We start from the raw sequence: 19982 nt of genomic DNA, 5'->3' as shown, positions 1-19982 counted from the left end.
GTCGAAGGGGCGGGACCGGTCGGTCCCGCCCCTTCTAAGGTGGTGCACGCCTCCTCCGACACGAGGCCGTCGAGGTGCAGGGTCCCTACGTGCGTGCGTGGGTGTCGGACTCCCTCAGCACCTCACCGGTGTCGACGTCGCCGCCGTCGTCGGCCGCCTTCTTCGCCTCGGTGATGCGGCGTCCGATCTCCGAGTCGATGTTCGTCCAGTACTCGAAGACCCGGGAGAGCACCGGGTCCTCGACCCCGTCAAGCGATCCGACCACCGTCTCGACGAGGCGGTCGCGCTGGTCGTCGGAGAAGACCTCGCGCACCAGTGTCCCCGGCTGACCGAAGTCGTCGTCCTCGGCGTGCAGTTCGTACGCCGAGCGGACCATCGTGCCGTCCGCCTCCCAGCCGTCCTCGACCGGGCCCTCCTCGTCAGCGTGCGGGCGCCCGAAGCTGTTCGGGAGGTAGGTCGGTGCGGCGCCGGTGTGCTCATAGCGCATCGGGCCGTCGAACGTGTAGTGGTTCTGCCCGCCGATCGGGCGGTTGACCGGCAGCTGGTGGAAGTTGGGTCCGATGCGGGCACGGTGGGCGTCCGCGTAGGCGAAGACGCGGCTGAGCAGCATCTTGTCGGGCGAGTACCCGATGCCGGGCACGGTGTTGCTCGGCGCGAAGGCGGCCTGCTCGATCTGGGCGAAGAAGTTGACCGGGTTCTCGTCGAGGGTCATCGTGCCGACCTCGATGAGCGGGTAGTCCTTGTGGGACCAGGTCTTCGTCAGGTCGAAGGGGTTGAAGCGGTAGGTCTTCGCGTCCTCGTAGGGCATGACCTGGACCGAGAGCTTCCACTGCGGGTACTCGCCGCGCTCGATGGCGTCGTAGAGGTCGCGGCGGTGGAAGTCGGCGTCCTCACCGGCGATACGTTCCGCGGCGTCGTTGGTGATCCCCTCGACCCCCTGCTGGGTGTGGAAGTGGTACTGCACCCAGAACTTCTCGCCGGCGCTGTTGACCCACATGTAGGTGTGGCTGCTGTAGCCGTTCATGTTGCGCCAGGTGCGCGGCAGACCGCGGTCACCCATGAGGTAGGTGACCTGGTGGGCGGACTCCGGGTTGTTCGTCCAGAAGTCCCACTGCATCGTGTTGTCGCGAAGGCCCGACGTGGGCAGGCGCTTCTGGCTGCGGATGAAGTGCGGGAACTTCAGCGGGTCGCGCAGGAAGAAGACCGGCGTGTTGTTGCCGACGAGGTCGAAGTTCCCCTCCTCGGTCCAGAAGCGCAGGGCGAAACCACGAACGTCGCGCCAGGTGTCCGGTGAACCGAGCTCGCCGGCGACCGTGGAGAAGCGCGCCATCATCCGGGTCGTCGCCCCGGGCTGGAAGACTGCGGCCTTGGTGTACCGGGAGACGTCTCCCGTGACCTCGAAGTTGCCGAAGGCCCCGGCCCCCTTCGCGTGGGGCTTGCGCTCGGGGATGTTCTCCCGGTTGAAGTGCGCCAGCGTGTCGATGAGGTGGACGTCATGGAGGAGCAGCGGGCCGTTGCTGCCCAGGGACAGGCTGTTTCGGTCGCTGACCGTCGGGGCGCCGTTGATCTGGGTCGAGGGACCGGAGGCGTCGAGCTCACCCCTGGCATCGGCGCGGCTCTCGGGGTGGGACGGGGTGGATGACATCGTGCTGCTCCTCTTTCTCTGTGGGGTGGGGTGCAGTTGTGGATCAGGCTCGGATGGCCGCCTCCGTCGCGCAGGCGGGACAGGTGCCCCAGTAGATGACCTCGGCCTCGTCGATGGCGAAGCCGTGGTCGTCGGCGGCATCGAGGCACGGGGCCTCACCGGGGGCGCACTCCACATCGATCATCGTGCCGCAGGAACGGCAGACGAGGTGGTGGTGGTTGTCCCCGAGTTCGATCTCGAACCGCGCCGGGTGACCCGCCGGCTCGAACTTGCGCACCAGACCGATGCCCGCGAGCGCGCCGAGGATGTCGTAGACCGCCTGGGTGCTCACCGACCCGAGGCGCTCGCGCGTGCACCGGGTGATGGTGTCGACGTCGGCGTGCGGGTGCGCGGACAGCTCGCGCAGCACGGCCACCCTCGGGGCCGTGACCCGCATGGAGCGCTCCCGGAGGAGGTCCGCGGCGACGTCTGGGTCGATCATGGTGGTACTCATCACCAACAAGAATCCCACCAATACTTGAATGAGTCAAGAAAAAGGAGGTGCTCGTAACGGCCACCGTGACGGGGCGGGACGTAGGTTGGTCGACCATGCACCTGCTCCGTCGGCTCCCCGGGCTCCGACGCCCCGGGACGTCCCCCCACGAGCCCGGGGCGGTCATCCCCCTTCGCCCGGGCAGCACGGACGTGCCGCAGGGACTCGGCTACGACACCGAGCACGAGCTGTTCGTCTACACCTTCTACGACCTCGACGACCCCGGTGTCGGCTCGCTCGTCTTCGCGGACGCCGACGGAGGGGTCACCGCGCGGGCGCCGCTCTCGGGTCTCGACCACTACGGCGGGGTCACCCTCCACGCGGGCCGGACCTACGTCTGCGGGGCCGGCAAGGTGCAGGTGCACGACACCGCCCGCCTGCGTGGGGGGATCGCCGAGCCGCTGATGACCGTCCCGGTCCGCGCCAGCTCCACGGTGACCTCCCACCACGACGGGCTCTTCGTGGCGACGTTCCGGCGCGAGCGACCCGAGCGGATGTACCGGTACGACCTCGACGCGGACGGGACGCCGGTGGAGACCGGTGCGGTCTTCACGGTGCCGCCGCGGACCCAGGGGGTCGCCTTCGCGGAGGACGGGAGCGCGTACTTCTCCCGCAGCTGGGGGCGGACGCGGCCCTCGCTCCTCACGCGGGTGGCGGCGGCGGACCTCGAGGCGGACCGGGGATGGACGGCGCAGAACGGCCGGGACACCCCCCTGCCCCCGATGGCGGAGGGCTCGGTCGTCGTCGACGGGCGCCTCCACCAGCTCTACGAGTCGGGCGCCGTGGCGTACCGGCGCCACCGGCGAGCACACCTGCTCATGTCCCTGCTGCAGGGTCCGCTGGTGCCGCGTGAGCGCCTGACCGTCCACGACGTGGGCCGAGCCCCAACCCGCGGGCCCCACGGGCAGGGCTCACCGTAGACTCGGGCCTCGTGTCAGGACCCAACACGAACTACGACCCGGTCGAGGTCGCCGCGCTCGATCCGCAGGTGATCGAGGAGGCCGTTCAGGCCGCTCTCGACGCCGTTGCGGGCGCCGCGACCCTCGACGAGCTGAAGCGGATGCGCGCGGCGCACCAGGGCGACAAGTCCCCGCTCGCGCTCGCCAACCGTGAGATCGGCGCACTGCCGCCGAGCGCGAAGGCCGACGCCGGCAAGCGCGTCGGGCAGGCCCGAGGCAAGGTCAAGCAGGCCTTCGCGGCACGGCAGGCCGAGCTGGAGGAGGAGCGCGAGGAGCGGATCCTCGTCGAGGAGACGCAGGACCTGACCGTCCTGCGGCCGCACCCGCGACTGGGCGCGCGGCACCCGATCAGCCTGGTGACCGAGCGCGTCGAGGACATCTTCGTCGGGATGGGCTGGGAGATCGCCGAGGGCCCCGAGGTCGAGTCCGAGTGGCTGACCTTCGATGCGCTGAACATCGGCCCGGACCACCCGGCACGCGGTGAGCAGGACACCTTCTTCGTCGAGCCCGCGGACGCCGGGGTCATCCTGCGCACGCACACCTCGCCGGTGCAGATCCGCACCATGCTCGACCGCGAGCCGCCGATCTACGTGCTGTGCCCGGGCAAGGTCTTCCGCACCGACGACCTCGACGCGACGCACACGCCGGTCTTCCACCAGTTCGAGGGCCTCGTCGTCGACAGGGGCGTCACCATGGCGCACCTGCGCGGTGCGCTCGACACCTTCGTCCGGGGCCTCTTCGGTGAGGGGATCGAGACCCGTCTGCGGCCGAACTTCTTCCCCTTCACCGAGCCGAGCGCCGAGATCGACTGCCGCTGCTGGGTGTGCCTGGGTGGCGACTCCGGCTGCCGCACCTGCGGAGGCACCGGCTGGATCGAGATGGGCGGTTCCGGCATGGTCAACCGCCGCGTCCTCGCGGCGGGTGGCATCGACCCGGACGAGTACACCGGCTTCGCCTTCGGCCTGGGCATCGAGCGCTCGCTCATGCTGCGCCACGGCGTCGCCGACATGAGGGACATCATCGAGGGTGACGTGCGCTTCTCGGCCGCGTTCGGGATGGAGATCTGATGCGGGCCCCCATCGAGTGGCTGCGTGAGCTGACCGAGGTCGAGCCGGCGGCGAAGGGGGCGGACGTCGCCGCCACCCTCGTGCGCGTCGGTCTCGAGGAGGAGGAGATCCACGGCGGCGGGGTCACCGGACCGCTCGTGGTCGGCCGCGTCCTCGAGCGCGTGCCCGAGGAGCAGAAGAACGGCAAGACGATCAACTGGTGCCAGGTGGACGTGGGGTCCGCCAACGGCACGGGCGAGCCGCAGGGCATCGTCTGCGGCGCGCACAACTTCGACGCCGGCGACCTCGTCGCGGTGATCCTGCCCGGTGGTGTCCTGCCCGGGAACTTCGAGATCTCCGCGCGCAAGACCTACGGGCACGTCAGTGCCGGCATGATCTGCTCCCTGCTCGAGCTCGGTCTCGGGGAGGACCACGACGGCATCATCGTCCTCACCGAGCACCTGGCCGACCGCCCGGACGTCGTCGCAGGGCTGGTCCCCGGTGACGACCTCATCCCGGTCCTGGGCCTGGACGCCGAGACCGTCGAGGTCAATGTCACCCCGGACCGCGGCTACTGCTTCTCCATGCGCGGGATCGCCCGTGAGTACGCACTCTCCGCCGGGGTGGCCTTCCACGACCCGGCGGACGTCGCCGTCGCCGACGGGAGCGGCGCCGGGTACGAGGTGCGCCTGGCCGACGACGCCCCGATCGACGGCAGGGACGGGTGCGACCGGTACGTGGCGCGCACCGTCCGCGGCATCGATGCGACCGCCGCCTCACCGGAGTGGATGCGCCGCCGGCTCATCGAGGTCGGCATGCGCCCGATCTCCCTGGCCGTCGACGTGACCAACTACGTGATGATGCTGCTCGGCCAGCCGCTGCACGCCTTCGACCTCGACACCCTCTCCGGGGCGATCGAGGTCCGCCGGGCACGGCCCGGTGAGAGGCTGACGACCCTCGACGACGTCGATCGCGTCCTCACTCCCGAGGACCTGCTCATCACCGACGGGGGGAGCACGCCGCTGGCCATCGCCGGGGTCATGGGTGGGGAGACGAGCGAGGTCTCCGCGGCCACGACCGACGTGCTGATCGAGTCCGCGCACTTCGACCCCGTCACCGTCGCGCGCTCGGCCCGTCGCCACCGCCTGGCCACCGAGGCGTCCAAGCGCTTCGAGAGAGGGGTCGACCCCGCGGTGACGGCGGCGGCGGCGCAGCTGGCCGTCGACCTGCTCGTCGAGCACGGCGGCGGTACCGCCGACACGACCGTGACCGACGTCGGTGCCCCGCTCGTCCCGGCGACCGTCACCATCGACCCGCAGCTGCCCACGCGCTACATCGGTCTGGACTACCCCCGCGAGGAGGTGGTCGCGACCCTCACCGCGATCGGTTGCACCATCACCGATGCGGGGGACGCTCTCACCGTCCGGCCGCCGACCTGGCGCCCCGACCTCGTCGACGGGCCGGACCTCGTCGAGGAGGTCGCCCGCGTGCGCGGCTACGACCAGATCCCCTCCGTCGTCCCGCGGGCGAGCGCCGGGCGCGGCCTGACCCACGAGCAGCGTGCCCGTCGGGTCGTCGCGCGCTCGCTCGCCGGCAGCGGCCTCGTCGAGGTGCTCTCCTACCCCTTCACGGCTGCCGAGCGCCACGACGACCTCGGGTACTCGCCCGAGGATCCCCGCCGGGAGACCGTCCGGCTGGCCAACCCGCTGCAGGAGGAGGCGCCGTTGATGCGCACCTCCATCCTCGACACGCTGCTGGACACCCTGCGGCGCAACGTCTCGCGTGGTCACCGGGACGTCGCCCTCTACGAGCTCGGCCTCGTCACGGCGAGCGGGGTGACGCCCCTGCCGTTGCCCCCGGGTGGTGCGCTGCCCTCCGCGGAGGACCTCGAGCGGATCACGAAGGGGGTTCCCCGCCAACCCCGGCACGTCGCCATCGCCGCGGCCGGCCACGCCGTCCCGGCCGGGCCGTGGGGCCCGGCGCGAGCGGTCGACGCCGGTGACGTCGTGGGTTGGGCCCGCGTCGTCGGGAGCTCCCTCGGCCTGGACCTCCAGGTCGAGGCGACCACCCGGGCGCCCTTCCACCCGGGTCGCTGCGTCGCACTGTCCCTGCCCGACGGGACCGTCGTCGGGCACGCCGGCGAGCTGCACCCCAAGGTGGTCGGCCGGCTGGAGCTGCCCGAGCGCACGGTCGCGGCGGAGATCGACCTCGACATGCTCATCGGGGCATCGGGGCAACCGGTGCGGCCGCAGCAGCTCTCGACCTACCCGGTGGCCAACACCGATGTCGCCCTCGTCGTCGACGAGGCGGTGCCGGCCGGCACGGTCGGGGCCGCCCTGCGCTCGGGTGCCGGAGGGGCGCTGGAGACGCTCACGCTGTTCGACGTCTACCGCGGTGACCAGGTGGGCGAGGGGCGCAAGTCGCTCGCCTACCGGCTGACCTTCCGCGCCGACCGCACCCTGAAGACCGAGGAGGTCAGCAGGCTCCGGGACACGGCCGTGGCGGCTGCCGCCTCGGCGACGGGGGCGCAGCAGCGATGACCGGGGTCGCCGTGGTCACGGGGGCCTCACGGGGGATCGGCGGGTTCCTCGCCGACGCCCTCGAGGAGGCCGGCTGGCGTGTCGAGCGCGGCTCGAGTGCCGTCGCCGACGTCACCGATGCCGCGTCCGTCCGGCGCTGGGTCGACGACGTGCTGGCCCGCCACGAGCGGATCGACCTGCTGGTCAACAACGCCGGTGTCGTGGACGCCGAGGTGGCGCTCGAGGAGTCCGACCCCGACGACTGGTGGCGCACGGTCGAGGTCAACGTCCGCGGTCCCTACCTGCTCACCCGCGCCGTGCTCCCGCACATGCTCGACCGCGGGGCAGGGCGGATCATCAACATCAACTCCGGCTCGGGCACCAAGCCGGGCGAGGTCGCCTCGGCGTACAACGTCTCCAAGTCCGCCCTCGGCCGGATCACCGGCGCCACGCACCTGTCCGCGCAGGGCCGCGGGGTCCACGTCTTCGACCTGGCGCCCGGCATCGTGCGCACGGACATGACCCGGTCGATGTCGCGGCACGACGAGCGGACCGAGTGGACCGATCCGACCGAGGTGATCGAGCTCTTCCTGGCGCTGGTGGACGGACGCCTGGATGCATGGTCCGGCCGCATGGTCCGGGCCGGCGAGGACACCGTCGCAGCGCTGGAGGCGGCGACCCCGGCGCTGCAGCCGCAGGCCCGGACGGTGGGGCTGTTCCCCTACGGCGCGGACGACCCGCTCGGCTGATTGCATGGCTCGCCATGGCCACGTATAGTCATTCATCATGATCACCGCAGCCGTCGCCGGGGCCAGTGGCTACGCCGGCGCCGAGATCGTCCGCCTCCTCCTGGACCATCCCGAGGTCGAGGTCGGCGCACTCACCGCCTCCGGCAACGCCGGCACCCGCGTCGGTGACCTGGCGCCCCACCTGCAGCCGGTCGCCGACCACGTCCTGCAGCCCACGAGCGCCGAGGTCCTCGCCGGGCACGACGTCGTCTTCCTCGCCCTCCCGCACGGCCACTCGGCCGCCATCGCCGATCAGCTCCCGCAGGAGGTGACGATCATCGACTGCGGGGCGGACTTCCGTCTCGACGACGAGCAGGACTGGACCGACTACTACGACACCCCCTTCGCCGGCACCTGGCCCTACGGCCTCCCCGAGCTCGTGCGCGGGCACGGGGACAAGCACCGCGCGGACCTGGTCGGGGCCCGCCGCATCGCCGTGCCCGGGTGCTACCCGACGGCGATCAGCCTCGCGCTCGCCCCGGGGCTGGCCGCCGGTGTCATCGAGCCGGAGGACATCGTGGTCGTCGCCGCCTCCGGCAGCTCCGGCGCCGGCCGCTCCACCAAGCCGCACCTCATCGGCGCCGAGGTCATGGGCGCGATGAGCCCCTACGGGGTCGGTGGGGTGCACCGGCACACGCCCGAGATCGAGCGCAACTTCACCCGGGCCGCAGGACGGGCCGCCAGCGTCTCCTTCACCCCGACCCTGGCCCCGATGCCCCGGGGCATCCTCGCGACGGCGACCGCCCGCGCCGCGCAGGGCGCCGACGCCGCTGCCGTGCGCACGGCGTGGGAGCAGGCCTATGCCGACGAGCCCTTCGTCCACCTCCTGCCCGAGGGGCGGTGGCCGCACACCGGCAGCGTGCTCGGGTCCAACCTCGTCCACGTCCAGGTCACCCTCGACGAGCGCAGCGGACGGGTCATCGCCGTCGCGGCGGAGGACAACCTGACCAAGGGGACCGCGGGTGCCGCGGTCCAGTCGATGAACCTCGCACTCGGATTCCCCGAGACGACCGGCCTGCCGATGACGGGAGTGGCTCCGTGAGCACGACGACCCCCGCCGGTTTCCGCGCCTCGGGCGTGACCGCCGGCCTCAAGCCGAGCGGGCGCCCCGATGTCGCGCTCGTCGTCAACGACGGCCCGGACCACCACGCGGCCGCGGTCTTCACGACCAACCGCGTCGAGGCGGCTCCGGTGACGTGGTCGCGCCAGGTCGTCACGGACGGGCGTGCCGACGCCGCCGTCCTGAACTCGGGCGGCGCCAACGCGTGCACCGGCGCGCAGGGCTTCGCCGACACCCACGCCACCGCCGAGCACGCCGCCACCGCGCTCGACGTCTCCGCCGGTGACGTCGTCGTGTGCAGCACCGGCCTCATCGGCGAGCTCCTCCCGATGGACACGCTCACCGCGGGTGTCACCGTCGCCGCCGGCGCCCTCGCCGACGACGGGGGAGCGGCCGCGGCCGAGGCGATCATGACCACCGACACCGTCGCCAAGACCGCCGCGGCCGCCCGGGACGGGTGGAGCGTCGGCGGGATGGCGAAGGGGGCCGGCATGCTCGCTCCGGCGCTCGCCACGATGCTCGTCGTCGTCACGACCGACGCGGTGACCAGCGCCGCCGACCTCGACGCCGCCCTGCGGGAGGCGACACGCACCACCTTCGACCGGATCGACTCCGACGGCTGCATGTCCACCAACGACACCGTGCTCGCGATGGCCTCCGGGGCATCGGGCGTCACCGTCGACCGGGCCGACCTCACCGAGGCGATCCGAGAGGTCTGCGCCGACATGGCCCGTCAGCTCATCGGTGACGCCGAGGGCGCCCACCACGACATCGAGATCGTGGTCCGGGGCGCGGCCTCGGAGGACGACGGCCTCGAGGTGGCCCGCAGCATCGCGCGCAACACCCTCTTCAAGTGCGCCATCTTCGGCAGGGACCCCAACTGGGGTCGGGTGCTCGCCGCCGTGGGCACCACGCAGGCGGCCTTCGAGCCCCAGCAGCTGGACGTGTCGATCAACGGCGTGCAGGTGTGCCGTGCCGGCGGGGTCGGGGAGGACCGCTCGCACGTCGACCTCGAGGAGCGCGAGGTGCGGGTCGAGGTCGACCTGCACGCCGGTGCCGAGGAGGTCACCGTCTGGACCAACGACCTCACCCACGACTACGTGCACGAGAACTCCGCCTACTCCACCTGACGCACTCCGCCCGACGCACGAGGAAGAGCACCACAATGCACTCGGACACCACCCTGCGCGGCGCGATCGACGCCGCGGCGCTGCGCGTGGCCCGGAGCAAGGCGACGACACTCGTCGAGGCCCTGCCCTGGCTCGAGCAGTTCCGCGGGGCGCTCGTCGTGATCAAGTACGGCGGCAACGCCATGACCGACGACGAGCTCAAGGCCGCCTTCGCCCAGGACATCGTCTTCCTGCGCTACGCCGGCCTGCGCCCGGTCGTGGTCCACGGCGGCGGCCCCCAGATCCAGGCGATGCTCGACCGTCTCGGTCTGGCGAGCGAGTTCAAGGGTGGCCTGCGCGTCACCACCCCCGAGGTCATGGACGTCGTGCGGATGGTGCTCACCGGCCAGGTCGGCCGAGAGCTCGTCGGCCTGCTCAACCAGCACGGCCCCGTCGCCGTCGGCATGTCGGGCGAGGACGCCGGGCTCTTCGGCGGTCGCCGCCGCCGGCTGGAGGTCGACGGGGAGAGCGTCGACATCGGGCTCGTCGGCGACGTCGAGTCGGTCGATCCGGCCGCGGTCCTCGACATCCTCGACGCCGGCCGCATCCCGGTCGTCTCCACGATCGCGCCGGACCTCGACGTCGACGGGCAGGTGCTCAACGTCAACGCCGACACCGCGGCCTCCGCGCTGGCCGTCGCCCTGCGCGCCCAGAAGCTCGTGGTCCTCACCGACGTGGAGGGCATCTACGCCGACTGGCCCGACCGGGACTCGCTGCTGTCGCACCTGTCCGTCTCCGGTGCCCGTGCCCTGCTCGACCGGGTCGACACGGGGATGATCCCCAAGCTCGAGGCGTGCATCAGGGCCGTGACGAAGGGGGTCCCGCAGGCCCACGTCGTCGACGGACGCCAGCCGCACTCCATGCTGCTGGAGATCTTCACCTCCGAGGGCTTCGGGACGATGATCCTGCCCGACGACGTGGACTCCGGGGCCACCGGCGAATCGGACGACGACGCAGAAGGAGAGGGCAACCCCTCATGACCACCGTGTCCACGGACCAGCAGGCTCTCCTCGAGCGCTACCGCGCCAGCCACATCGGCGTCTTCGGCGTCCCCGGGCTCGTCCTCTCCCACGGCGACGGCGCGTACGTCTGGGACGTCGACGGCAACCGCTACCTCGACCTGCTCGGGGGCATCGCCGTCAACGCCCTGGGCCACGGCCACCCCGCCCTCGTCACCGCGGTCTCGATGCAGGCCCGGACCGCGCTGCACGTGAGCAACTTCTTCACCACGCCCGCGCAGGTCGAGGCGGCCGAGGCGCTGCTGCGGATCGCCGAGGCGCCCGAGGGCTCCGGCGTCTTCTTCGCCAACAGCGGGTCCGAGGCCATCGAGACCGCGATCAAGCTCTCCCGCCGCACCGGTCGCACGGGCATCGTCGCCGCGAGTGGGGCCTTCCACGGACGCACCACCGGCGCCGTGACCCTGACCCACAAGGCGGCCTACCGCGAGCCCTTCGAGCCGCTCCTGCCCGGCGTCACCCACGTCCCTGCGGGGGACGTCGACGCGCTGCGCGCCGCCGTCGGGCCGGACACCGCGATGGTCCTGCTCGAGCCGATCCAGGGGGAGGCCGGTGTGGTGCCGACCCCGGCCGGCTACCTCGCCGCGGCCCGGGAGATCACGCGCGAGGCGGGCGCCCTGCTCGTCCTCGACGAGATCCAGACCGGGATCGCGCGCACGGGCGCCTGGTTCGCCCACCAGCTCGAGGGCGTCGTCCCGGACGCCATGGCGGTGGCCAAGGGGCTGGGGGGAGGCGTGCCGATCGGTGGCCTGGTCACCTTCGGCCCCGACGTCACCGGTCTGCTCACGGCCGGCCAGCACGGCTCCACCTTCGGTGGCAACCCCCTGGCCTGCAGCGCAGCGCTCGCCGTCATCGGGACCATCGAGTCGGAGGGGCTCATCGAGCACGCCGCACAGGCAGGCCAGTTCCTCGCCGACCGGGTCGCCGCGCTCGACCACCCGCTGGTCGCGGGGGTGCGCGGAGCGGGGCTGCTGCGAGCGATCCGGCTCACCGAGCCGATCGCACCGGCCGTCGCGGCCACGGCGCGGTCCCACGGTTTCATCGTCAACCCGGTGGCGCCCGACGCCCTGCGCCTGGCCCCACCCCTGATCATCACGACCGACCAGCTCGCGACCTTCGTCGACGCCCTCCCGGCGATCCTCGACGCGGCCACCCAGCCCACCCCGGAGACCCCATGAGCGCCCGCCACATGCTCGCCGACGACGACCTCACCCCCGCCGAGCAGGCAACCGTCCTCGACCTGGCCGCACGCCTGAAGGCCGAGCGCCACGCGGAGCAGCCCCTCGCCGGCCCCCGGGCCGTCGCCGTCATCTTCGACAAGCCCACGCTGCGCACCCAGCTCTCCTTCGCCACCGGCGTGGCGGAGCTGGGGGGCTACCCGATGTCGGTCGACGGCAGCCTCGCCCAGATCGGCACCCGTGAGTCCATCGCGGACGTGGCCCGGGTCATCGGCCGCCAGGTCAGTGCCATCGTCTGGCGCACCCACGGCCAGGACCGTCTCGAGGAGCTCGCGGCCCACGTCGACGTCCCGGTGATCAACGCCCTCACCGATGACTACCACCCGTGCCAGCTGCTCGCCGACCTGCTGACGATCCGCGAGCACAAGGGCGGTACCGCCGGCCGCACCCTCGCCTACGTCGGGGACGGTGCCAACAACATGGCGCACTCCTACCTGCTCTCCTGTGCGATGGCCGGCATGCACGTGCGCATCGGCACGCCCACGACCCACCACCCGACCGCCGACGTCCTCGCCCGGGCGCAGGCGATCGCCGGGGAGCAGGGCGGCTCCGTCCTGGTCACCGACGACCCGGTGGGTGCGGTCTCCGGGGCCGACGTCGTCGCCACCGACACGTGGGTGTCCATGGGCATGGAGGGCGAGAAGGGGGACCGCACCGGCGAGACCTCGCCCTTCGCCCCCTTCGCCGTCACCCGGGAGCTGCTCGCGCACGCCGCCCCCGACGCGATCGTCCTGCACTGCCTCCCGGCCTACCGCGGCCTGGAGATCGAGGCCGAGGTCATCGACGGTGACCAATCGGTCGTCTGGGACGAGGCGGAGAACCGCCTGCACGCGCAGAAGGCCCTGATGACCTTCCTCCTGACCGCCTCGTCATGATCCCCGCGACCCGGCCCGGCCGACAGGCGCGCATCGCCGAGCTGCTGCGCGAGCACGCCGTGCGCAGCCAGACCGAGCTGCTGGCCCTGCTCGCCGCCGACGGCATCGAGGTCACCCAGGCGACGCTGTCCCGCGACCTGCTCGAGCTGCGCGCCGAGAAGGTGCGTATCGGGCGTGACCTCGTGTACGCGCTCCCCGGCGAAGGGGGGGACCGCACCCCGCGTGCGGCCGTCGGCCGCGTCGAGATCGACGACCGGCTGCGACGCCTGTGCGAGGAGTTGCTCGTCACCGCACGCACCAGTGCCCAGCTGGTCGTCGTGCGCACCCCACCGGGCGCCGCGAACTACCTCGCGGCGGCCGTCGACCACGCCCGCTGGCCCGAGGTGCTCGGCACCATCGCCGGCGATGACACGATCATGGTCATCACCGGCTCGCCCGAGGAGGGCGAGAGCCTGACCGCCCGACTGCTGGGCCTGGCCCAGACCACACCCGACACCCAGGAGACACCGTGACCGGAGAGAGCGCCGACCGTCCGGGCCCGCCCGCACCGACCGCACCCGGAGGGGAGCGGGTCAGCCTGTGGGGCGGCCGCTTCGCCGGCGGTCCGAGCGATGCCCTGGCGGCCCTGAGCAAGTCGACCCACTTCGACTGGCGGCTGGCGCCCTACGACATCGCCGGCTCGCGGGCGCACGCACGGGTGCTGCACTCGGCCGGTCTCCTCGACGAGGAGAACCTCTCGGCGATGCTCCAGGGTCTGGCCCGGTTGGCCGAGGACGTCGAGACGGGCGCCTTCGTCCCCGCCCAGGACGACGAGGACGTCCACACCGCCCTCGAGCGCGGGCTCATCGAGCGGGTCGGCGCCGACGTCGGCGGCCGCCTGCGAGCCGGGCGGTCCCGTAACGACCAGGTGGCCACCCTCTTCCGGATGTACCTGCGCGACCACGCCCGGATCGTGGCCGGACTGCTCCTCGACGTCGTGGGCGCACTCGTCGAGCAGGCGGAGGCGCACATCGATGTCCCGATGCCCGGGCGCACCCACCTCCAGCACGCCCAGCCGGTCCTGCTCAGCCACCACCTGCTCGCCCACGTCTGGGCGCTGCTGCGGGACGTCGAGCGGCTCGTCGACTGGGACCGTCGCACGTCGCTGAGTCCGTACGGCTCCGGTGCGCTGGCGGGATCCTCACTCGGGCTCGACCCCGAGGCGGTCGCCAGCGACCTCGGCTTCTCCGGAGCGGTGGAGAACTCCATCGACGGGACCGCCTCCCGCGACTTCGTCGCCGAGTTCTGCTTCGTCGCGGCGATGTCCGCCGTGGACGTCTCGCGACTGGCCGAGGAGATCATCCTCTGGGCCACGAAGGAGTTCTCCTTCATCACCCTCGACGACGCCTTCTCGACCGGGTCGAGCATCATGCCGCAGAAGAAGAACCCCGATGTGGCCGAGCTCGCCCGGGGCAAGGCCGGCCGTCTCGTCGGTGACCTCGCCGGGCTCATGACGACGCTCAAGGCCCTGCCGCTCGCCTACAACCGCGACCTGCAGGAGGACAAGGAGCCGGTCTTCGACGCGGTCGACACCCTCGAGCTGCTGCTGCCGGCCTTCTCCGGGATGGTCGCGACGCTGACCTACCACGGTGACCGGATGGCCGCCCTCGCGCCGCAGGGATTCTCGCTCGCGACCGACATCGCGGAGTGGCTCGTGCGCCAGGGCGTGCCCTTCCGCATCGCGCACGAGGTCGCCGGTGCCTGCGTCCGCGAGTGCGAGGACCGCCAGATCGAGCTGTGGGACCTGACCGACGAAGACCTCTCCCGGATCAGCGAGCACCTGACGCCCGGGGTGCGCGAGGTCCTCTCGGTCGCCGGGTCCCTGGCCTCCCGGGACGCGAAGGGCGGCACCGCACCCGACCGCGTCCGGGACCAGATCGGGACCGCGCGGGCGCGGGTCGAGAAGCTCGGCGCCTGGGCCGCCACGCGGATCGGGGCCCGCTGATCGCACCCTCGCGTGGTCGGCGCCTGACCGCCCGCGACCTCGGGCGGGATCCGCTCGAGGTCGCCCGCTCGCTGCTGGGCACGCACCTGGTCGGTCGTGGGGTGACCCTGCGCCTGACCGAGGTCGAGGCCTATCACGGTGAGGTGGACCCCGGCTCGCACGGGTACCGGGGCATGACCCCGCGCACCCGGGTGATGTTCGGCCCGCCCGGCCACCTGTACGTCTACCGCAGCTACGGCATCCACTGGTGCTGCAACATCGTGTGCGGGACGACGGGGGAGTGCGCCGCCGTCCTCGTGCGCGCCGGTGAGGTCGTGGCGGGGGAGGAGCTCATGCCCGACCGGCGGCCGGGGGTCCCGGACCGGGACCTCGCCCGCGGGCCGGGTCGCCTCACCAAGGCGATGGCGATCGGCGGCGAGGACGACGGGGCGGCGCTGACCGGGCGGGATTCCCCCTTCGCCCTGTACGCGCCGCCGGACCCCGTGCCGGACGCACGGGTTCGCACCGGCCCCCGGGTCGGGGTCTCCGGCCCGGGGGGCGACGGCGCGCTCTACCCCTGGCGGTACTGGATCGACGGTGAGCCGACGGTCTCGGCATACCGCCCGGGCAAACCCCGCGGGGTCAGGCGGGGTTGACGGAGACGTCCACCTGCTGGGCGAGGTAGTTCTCCATGCCGACGCGCGTGCACGCGTCGAGCTGGGCCTCGAACCAGTCGGCGTGGGCCTCCTCGTCGCGGGCCATCTCCTCGAAGACGTTGGCCGTGGCGTGGTCCCCGAACCCGTGGCACTCGTGGGCGGCGGCGTTGAAAGTCTTGATGGCGTGCACCTCGCTGGCCAGGGCCAGCTCCAGCATCTCGACGGCGTTCTCGCCGACCTGGATGTTGTTCAGCTTCTGCACGTTGGGGTGACCGTCGAACATCAGGATGCGCTCGATGAGCTCGTCCGCATCCTTCATCTCGCCGATCGACAGGTCGTAGAAGACCTTCCCGAGGCGCGGGAGGCCCCAGTTGTCGAGCATGCGTGCGTTGAGGAAGTAACCGTTGACGACGGTCAGCTCGATGGTGAGCGCCTCGTTCAGGAGGGTGACGACCCTCGGGTCAACTGGCTGCACGTTCGACCTCCGCGACAGTGGGGTGTGAGTCCTGCGGACCCTCGGAACCCACAGTGTCGCAGAGAATGCGTCGAACGGAGAAGACACACGCGCCGCAATCGCGGCCCGCTCCGGTGCTGGCGCACACCTGGGAGAGGGTGCTCGCGCCGTCGGCCGCCGCGGCAGCGATCTGCTTGTCGCCGACGACGGCACAGTTGCACACGATCACGAGGATCTCCCTTCATTGGTGAGGCAAGGCATACCTTAGCCCACATTGGCCCGCGGGCGTCACCCCCCGTTCCACATGCCGGATCGGTGCCCCTCCACGGGGGCGAGGTGGTGCATGGCAGGCTGTCCCCGGACGGCCAGCAGGGCGCCCGAACCCCTCCGGGAAGGACCGAGACCACCGTGACCGACATCCTCGACGAGCTGCAGTGGCGTGGACTGGTGGCCCAGACCACGGACGAGGCCGCCTTGCGACAGGCGCTCGCCGACGGACCGGTCACCCTGTACTGCGGGTTCGACCCCACGGCGCCGTCCCTGCACTTCGGCAACCTGGTCCAGCTGATCGTGCTGCGTCACCTGCAGCGGGCGGGCCACCGCGTCATCTGCCTCGTCGGTGGTTCGACCGGACTCATCGGCGACCCGCGCCCGACGGCGGAGCGGGTGCTGAAGACCAAGGAGCAGACCGCCGAGTGGGTGGCCCGGATCCAGGAACAGGTCCGGCCCTTCCTCGACTTCGAGGGGAGCAACGCCGCGATCACGGTGAACAACCTCGACTGGACCGCGCCGATGTCCGCCCTGGACTTCCTGCGGGACGTCGGCAAGCACTTCCGCGTCAACCAGATGGTGCGCAAGGACGCCGTGGCCGCACGTCTCAACAGCGACGAGGGGATCTCCTACACCGAGTTCAGCTACCAGATCCTGCAGGGGCTCGACTTCCTGGAGCTCTTCCGGGAGTACGGGTGCACGCTGCAGACCGGTGGCCAGGACCAGTGGGGCAACCTCACGGCCGGGTCCGACCTCATCCACCGCGCCGAGGGGGAGTCGGTGCACCTGCTGACGACTCCGTTGATCACCGACGCCCACGGGAACAAGTTCGGCAAGTCCGAGGGCAACGCGGTCTGGCTCGACGCGCAGATGACCAGCCCGTATGCCTTCTACCAGTACTGGGTCAACGTCGAGGACGCCTCGGTGGTCAAGCTGCTCAAGGTCTTCACGGACCGCACCCACGAGGAGGTGGTCGAGCTCGAGCGCCTCGTGGCCGACGAGCCCTGGCGGCGCGCGGCCCAGCGCACCCTGGCCGCGGACATGACCACGCTCGTCCACGGGGAGCAGGCCACGGCCTCGGTCCAGGCGGCATCGGAGGCGCTCTTCGGCAAGGGGGACGTGCGCGCCCTGGACGAGCAGACACTCGTCGACGCGACCCGTGAGCTCCCCGGGGCGGACGTGCCGGCGGGCACCGGACTCCTCGACGCCCTCGTGGCCACCGGCCTCGTGGACTCGAAGAAGGCTGCACGTCGGGCCATCGGCGACGGAGCGGTCTCGATCAATGGCGACAAGGTGGGGGACGAGGGCTACCTGCTCGGACCGGGGGACTACCTCCACAACCGCGTGGCCGTCGTGCGTCGCGGCCGCAAGAACCTGGCCGCTGCGCGGTTGAGCTGAGGACGAAAGCGCCTGCCCCAGCGCCGATTTGGTGTCGGGCCGACGGGTGATCTAATGTTTCATCTGTCAGCCCGAGAGGGAGGAACGGACACCAAGTGGTGGCCCTTGCAGGGTCGCACCAAGTAGGCCGGTCCCGCCGAGTTGATCCCCATCCGACACGGATCGTGAGCACCCAGGTGCGCAGCGCAACCGAGTTGGAGCCGAGGCAGCCAGGCTGCTAAGGTGGGAAGTCGCCGCAGAGGCCAATCTGCTGGTCTCCTCCGATCAGGTACGAGAGCAGCGAGGTTGACACTGCAGCGACACACAGTAAGATGGAGAAGTTGCCCCTTGTGCAGGTCGCCGGTTGGTGGGTTGTGTGGGGTGTGCGTGTGAATCTTGAGAACTCAACAGCGTGTCAAATGATCGATGCCAATACCTCGTTTCTTGGCTGATCTGGCCTGTGCCCGTGTGGGTGTGGGTTGGTTTGGTTGGGGAGCATTTTCTTTTGGTTGATTGAGATGATTAGCAGTTTATTTTGCTAGTTGTTCTTGCTCAGCCGGGATTTTAGGCCCTTTGTTGGGTTATTGATTGGCTCTCGTTCCTGGTCCTTTGTGGCTGGGGGTGGGGGTTTTTATCATCAACGGAGAGTTTGATCCTGGCTCAGGACGAACGCTGGCGGCGTGCTTAACACATGCAAGTCGAACGGTGAAGCTCCAAGCTTGCTTGGGGTGGATCAGTGGCGAACGGGTGAGTAACACGTGAGCAACCTGCCCCAGACTCCGGAATAAGCGCTGGAAACGGCGTCTAATACTGGATATGAGATCAGTCCGCATGGGCATGGTCTGGAAAGTTTTTCGGTCTGGGATGGGCTCGCGGCCTATCAGCTTGTTGGTGAGGTAATGGCTCACCAAGGCGACGACGGGTAGCCGGCCTGAGAGGGCGACCGGCCACACTGGGACTGAGACACGGCCCAGACTCCTACGGGAGGCAGCAGTGGGGAATATTGCACAATGGGCGAAAGCCTGATGCAGCGACGCCGCGTGAGGGATGACGGCCTTCGGGTTGTAAACCTCTTTCAGCAGGGAAGAAGCGAAAGTGACGGTACCTGCAGAAGAAGCACCGGCTAACTACGTGCCAGCAGCCGCGGTAATACGTAGGGTGCGAGCGTTGTCCGGAATTATTGGGCGTAAAGGGCTTGTAGGCGGTTTGTCGCGTCTGCTGTGAAAATCCGAGGCTCAACCTCGGACTTGCAGTGGGTACGGGCAGACTAGAGTGTGGTAGGGGAGACTGGAATTCCTGGTGTAGCGGTGAAATGCGCAGATATCAGGAGGAACACCGATGGCGAAGGCAGGTCTCTGGGCCACTACTGACGCTGAGAAGCGAAAGCATGGGGAGCGAACAGGATTAGATACCCTGGTAGTCCATGCCGTAAACGTTGGGCGCTAGGTGTGGGACTCATTCCACGAGTTCCGTGCCGCAGCTAACGCATTAAGCGCCCCGCCTGGGGAGTACGGCCGCAAGGCTAAAACTCAAAGGAATTGACGGGGGCCCGCACAAGCGGCGGAGCATGCGGATTAATTCGATGCAACGCGAAGAACCTTACCAAGGCTTGACATATACCGGTAACACCCAGAGATGGGTGCCCCTTTTTGGTCGGTATACAGGTGGTGCATGGTTGTCGTCAGCTCGTGTCGTGAGATGTTGGGTTAAGTCCCGCAACGAGCGCAACCCTCGTTCTATGTTGCCAGCACGTAATGGTGGGGACTCATGGAAGACTGCCGGGGTCAACTCGGAGGAAGGTGGGGATGACGTCAAATCATCATGCCCCTTATGTCTTGGGCTTCACGCATGCTACAATGGCCGGTACAATGGGCTGCGAAACCGCAAGGTGGAGCGAATCCCAAAAAACCGGTCTCAGTTCGGATTGGGGTCTGCAACTCGACCCCATGAAGTCGGAGTCGCTAGTAATCGCAGATCAGCAACGCTGCGGTGAATACGTTCCCGGGCCTTGTACACACCGCCCGTCAAGTCACGAAAGTCGGTAACACCCGAAGCCGGTGGCCCAACCCTTGTGGAGGGAGCCGTCGAAGGTGGGACTGGCGATTGGGACTAAGTCGTAACAAGGTAGCCGTACCGGAAGGTGCGGCTGGATCACCTCCTTTCTAAGGAGCTTTTAGTGCCCCGGCCACCCGTTGTGGTGGTTGGTGGTCATGCTCGGTTGTGCCGGCGGATGTCCGGCAGCCGGGTGCTCTGGGTGGAACATCGATCATGACATCGTGACCCTGGGTGGTCGCGTGCTAGTACCTGCAGCCCCGTTGGGGGTGTGGTGGAACGCGGCGCGGCGGCGTGGGGTGGGTGTCGGACACGTTGTTGGGTCCTGAGGGTTCAGGCGTTGAGCTTGTTCCTGATGGCCAA

Annotated in this window: 17 protein-coding genes and 1 rRNA gene; 14 read left to right on the top strand and 4 right to left on the bottom strand. The window is 70.2% G+C overall.

Annotated features, from left to right (window positions below):
• Positions 1-85 precede the first annotated feature (85 nt).
• Together O9K63_RS05800 and O9K63_RS05795 are read right to left on the bottom strand one after the other, a co-directional pair.
• Positions 86-1645: a catalase gene (locus tag O9K63_RS05800; protein ID WP_277241392.1), complete on the bottom strand. Its 1560-nt coding sequence runs from the start codon at positions 1643-1645 to the stop codon at positions 86-88.
• A gap of 43 nt (positions 1646-1688) precedes the next feature.
• Positions 1689-2126: a Fur family transcriptional regulator gene (locus O9K63_RS05795; RefSeq protein WP_277241390.1), complete on the bottom strand. Its 438-nt coding sequence runs from the start codon at positions 2124-2126 to the stop codon at positions 1689-1691.
• A gap of 107 nt (positions 2127-2233) precedes the next feature.
• Here O9K63_RS05795 and O9K63_RS05790 point away from each other — a divergent pair, with 107 nt between their 5' ends.
• Genes O9K63_RS05790 through O9K63_RS05735 form a run of 12 tightly spaced genes read left to right on the top strand, consistent with a single transcriptional unit; the run spans position 2234 to position 15466 of the window.
• Positions 2234-3097, top strand: a complete 864-nt coding sequence (locus O9K63_RS05790; RefSeq protein ID WP_277241388.1) for a hypothetical protein — start codon at positions 2234-2236, stop codon at positions 3095-3097.
• An 11-nt stretch (positions 3098-3108) separates the two neighbouring features.
• Complete coding sequence (pheS, locus tag O9K63_RS05785) at positions 3109-4203, top strand: phenylalanine--tRNA ligase subunit alpha (RefSeq protein ID WP_277241386.1); 1095 nt, start codon at positions 3109-3111, stop codon at positions 4201-4203.
• The gene (gene pheT, locus O9K63_RS05780; RefSeq protein WP_277241384.1) at positions 4203-6722 is read left to right on the top strand and encodes a phenylalanine--tRNA ligase subunit beta; all 2520 of its coding nucleotides are present in this window, start codon (positions 4203-4205) and stop codon (positions 6720-6722) included. Before pheS ends, pheT begins: the two co-directional genes overlap by 1 nt.
• Positions 6719-7450, top strand: coding sequence for an SDR family oxidoreductase (locus O9K63_RS05775; RefSeq protein WP_277241382.1), 732 nt, complete (start codon positions 6719-6721; stop codon positions 7448-7450). Before pheT ends, O9K63_RS05775 begins: the two co-directional genes overlap by 4 nt.
• 37 nt (positions 7451-7487) lie before the next feature.
• Positions 7488-8531 (top strand): N-acetyl-gamma-glutamyl-phosphate reductase, encoded by a 1044-nt coding sequence (gene argC, locus O9K63_RS05770; RefSeq protein ID WP_277241380.1) that lies wholly within the window; start codon positions 7488-7490, stop codon positions 8529-8531.
• A complete protein-coding gene (gene argJ / locus O9K63_RS05765; RefSeq protein WP_277241378.1) occupies positions 8528-9679 on the top strand; it encodes a bifunctional glutamate N-acetyltransferase/amino-acid acetyltransferase ArgJ in 1152 nt (383 codons plus the stop codon). The genes argC and argJ overlap by 4 nt, the downstream gene beginning before the upstream one ends.
• Before the next feature lie 35 nt (positions 9680-9714).
• Complete coding sequence (argB, locus tag O9K63_RS05760) at positions 9715-10698, top strand: acetylglutamate kinase (RefSeq protein WP_277241375.1); 984 nt, start codon at positions 9715-9717, stop codon at positions 10696-10698.
• Entirely contained in the window at positions 10695-11912 is a 1218-nt protein-coding gene (locus O9K63_RS05755; RefSeq protein ID WP_277241373.1) for an acetylornithine transaminase, read from the top strand. Before argB ends, O9K63_RS05755 begins: the two co-directional genes overlap by 4 nt.
• Positions 11909-12847 (top strand): ornithine carbamoyltransferase, encoded by a 939-nt coding sequence (gene argF / locus O9K63_RS05750; RefSeq protein ID WP_277241371.1) that lies wholly within the window; start codon positions 11909-11911, stop codon positions 12845-12847. Before O9K63_RS05755 ends, argF begins: the two co-directional genes overlap by 4 nt.
• Positions 12844-13359, top strand: a complete 516-nt coding sequence (locus O9K63_RS05745) for an arginine repressor (RefSeq protein WP_277241369.1) — start codon at positions 12844-12846, stop codon at positions 13357-13359. The genes argF and O9K63_RS05745 overlap by 4 nt, the downstream gene beginning before the upstream one ends.
• Positions 13356-14831, top strand: a complete 1476-nt coding sequence (gene argH / locus O9K63_RS05740) for an argininosuccinate lyase (protein ID WP_431190361.1) — start codon at positions 13356-13358, stop codon at positions 14829-14831. Before O9K63_RS05745 ends, argH begins: the two co-directional genes overlap by 4 nt.
• Entirely contained in the window at positions 14831-15466 is a 636-nt protein-coding gene (locus tag O9K63_RS05735) for a DNA-3-methyladenine glycosylase (protein WP_277242271.1), read from the top strand. Before argH ends, O9K63_RS05735 begins: the two co-directional genes overlap by 1 nt.
• On the opposite strand, the gene bfr is transcribed toward O9K63_RS05735, so the two are convergent.
• On the bottom strand, positions 15453-15941 hold the full coding sequence (gene bfr / locus O9K63_RS05730) for a bacterioferritin (RefSeq protein WP_277241367.1): 489 nt from the start codon (positions 15939-15941) through the stop codon (positions 15453-15455). The two genes, O9K63_RS05735 and bfr, sit on opposite strands and share 14 nt — an antisense overlap.
• Positions 15928-16143 (bottom strand): (2Fe-2S)-binding protein, encoded by a 216-nt coding sequence (locus tag O9K63_RS05725; protein WP_277242270.1) that lies wholly within the window; start codon positions 16141-16143, stop codon positions 15928-15930. The genes bfr and O9K63_RS05725 overlap by 14 nt, the downstream gene beginning before the upstream one ends.
• Positions 16144-16328: 185 nt before the next feature.
• Here O9K63_RS05725 and tyrS point away from each other — a divergent pair, with 185 nt between their 5' ends.
• Together tyrS and O9K63_RS05715 are read left to right on the top strand one after the other, a co-directional pair.
• On the top strand, positions 16329-17588 hold the full coding sequence (gene tyrS / locus O9K63_RS05720) for a tyrosine--tRNA ligase (protein WP_277241365.1): 1260 nt from the start codon (positions 16329-16331) through the stop codon (positions 17586-17588).
• A gap of 616 nt (positions 17589-18204) precedes the next feature.
• Positions 18205-19729: ribosomal RNA gene (locus O9K63_RS05715) — 16S ribosomal RNA — on the top strand.
• Positions 19730-19982 lie beyond the last annotated feature (253 nt).

Source organism: Janibacter cremeus (assembly GCF_029395675.1).
In the GTDB taxonomy this organism is placed as follows: Bacteria; Actinomycetota; Actinomycetes; order Actinomycetales; family Dermatophilaceae; genus Janibacter; species Janibacter cremeus_A.
This window is presented reverse-complemented; position numbering and strand designations above follow the sequence as displayed.

Coding starts and splice junctions, on each gene's coding strand:
- O9K63_RS05775 (WP_277241382.1), top strand. CDS start 6,719: ATGACCGGGGTCGCCGTGGTCACGGGGGCCTCACGGGGGATCGGCGGG.
- O9K63_RS05755 (WP_277241373.1), top strand. CDS start 10,695: ATGACCACCGTGTCCACGGACCAGCAGGCTCTCCTCGAGCGCTACCGC.
- O9K63_RS05745 (WP_277241369.1), top strand. CDS start 12,844: ATGATCCCCGCGACCCGGCCCGGCCGACAGGCGCGCATCGCCGAGCTG.
- O9K63_RS05795 (WP_277241390.1), bottom strand. CDS start 2,126: ATGATCGACCCAGACGTCGCCGCGGACCTCCTCCGGGAGCGCTCCATG.
- argF (WP_277241371.1), top strand. CDS start 11,909: ATGAGCGCCCGCCACATGCTCGCCGACGACGACCTCACCCCCGCCGAG.
- argB (WP_277241375.1), top strand. CDS start 9,715: ATGCACTCGGACACCACCCTGCGCGGCGCGATCGACGCCGCGGCGCTG.
- argC (WP_277241380.1), top strand. CDS start 7,488: ATGATCACCGCAGCCGTCGCCGGGGCCAGTGGCTACGCCGGCGCCGAG.
- O9K63_RS05790 (WP_277241388.1), top strand. CDS start 2,234: ATGCACCTGCTCCGTCGGCTCCCCGGGCTCCGACGCCCCGGGACGTCC.
- O9K63_RS05800 (WP_277241392.1), bottom strand. CDS start 1,645: ATGTCATCCACCCCGTCCCACCCCGAGAGCCGCGCCGATGCCAGGGGT.
- pheT (WP_277241384.1), top strand. CDS start 4,203: ATGCGGGCCCCCATCGAGTGGCTGCGTGAGCTGACCGAGGTCGAGCCG.